Raw genomic sequence first — 1,259 nt, 5'->3', positions numbered from 1 at the left:
GGCATGAACCCGGTAATCAACCGGGCTCATGCCTTTTAATTTCACCTTAATTCGTTGGTGATTGTAATAATAAATATAATCTTCTAGTTCTTGTTTGAAATGCTTCATGCTGTCGAACGTTTGTAAATAAAGCAATTCGGATTTTAATAAGCCAAAGAAGTTTTCCATGACAGCGTTGTCGAGACAATTTCCCTTCCGAGACATGCTTTGTGTAATCGCATGTGACTTCAAGGTATGTGAATATGGTTTCATTTGGTAATGCCAGCCTTGATCCGAATGAAGGATGGGTGAATCTTCCGATTCCAATCGCATTATGGCTTGGTCTAACATCTTGGAGACTAAAGGGTAAATAGGACGTGATTCGATATTGTAGGCGATGATTTCTCCATTAAATAAATCAAGAATGGGAGATAAGTACAACTTCTCACCGTATAGATGAAATTCCGTCACATCAGTGACCCATTTTTCATTTGGCTTTGTTGCCTTAAAATCACGCTCGAGAATATTGGGCGCAATCTTTCCAACCTTGCCTTTGTACGAACGGTATTTCTTCATACGTACCATACACTTTAGACCCAACTCATTCATCAATCGAAGCACCGTTTTATGGTTAATCACAATGCCCCGATTATGTAATTCTAAGGTGATGCGTCGATATCCATATCTCCCTTTATTCGTCTGAAATATCTCTTCGATGACAGGCTTTATCTCCACGTATTTATCCTGACGCCCGAAGGCGTTTCTCCAATAATAATAGGTGCTCCGTGCGATATTCGCGACAGATAGAAGTAGCTTTAAATTAAATTCTCCCCTTAGTTCGTGCACTACTTTCGCTTTTTCTTGCGTTCTGACGCTTCTCTTTCCTGAACTAAGGCGTTTAACTTTTTTAAATAGGCATTCTCCGCACGTAACCGCTCATTTTCAGCCTTTAATGCCTCTAATGATCCTTCTGCTAGTGGTTTCTTGGTTTCTTTTTTCATGGATGGACGCCCCTTTTTCTTTGGTTTGAGGGCGTCTACTCCTTCCGCTTCACATTGTTTTTGCCAAAGTAATAGGGTAGAAGGTGCCGGAATATTGAAAACCGCAGCGGTTTCACGGAGAGACGTCCCCTGTAAGTTCATATATTCAAGTACCTTCAGTTTATCTTCTACCGTATAAGTTGTATAGCGTTTTTCAAATGCACGTTCTCCATGATATTGGTACTGTCGAATCCAATTGAGTAATACTCCAGAGTTAACACCAACAGATTTAGCTAAGCT

At 40.3% G+C, this 1,259-nt stretch carries 1 protein-coding gene; it reads right to left on the bottom strand.

Going from position 1 to position 1,259, the window contains the following annotated elements; genetic code table 11:
- A protein-coding gene (locus tag N0M92_RS29075) for an IS3 family transposase (RefSeq protein WP_260289026.1) occupies window positions 1-1,259 on the bottom strand; the annotation gives its coding sequence in 2 pieces (ribosomal slippage) (window positions 1-875 and window positions 875-1,259; 1,260 coding nt annotated over the 2 pieces). This gene is flagged as partial in the annotation.

Origin of the sequence: Peribacillus aracenensis, assembly GCF_025175645.1 — a bacterium.
Classification (GTDB): domain Bacteria; phylum Bacillota; class Bacilli; order Bacillales; family DSM-1321; genus Peribacillus; species Peribacillus aracenensis.
Note: the sequence above shows the minus strand (reverse complement) of the source record. Positions and strands in the feature narration are given on the sequence as shown.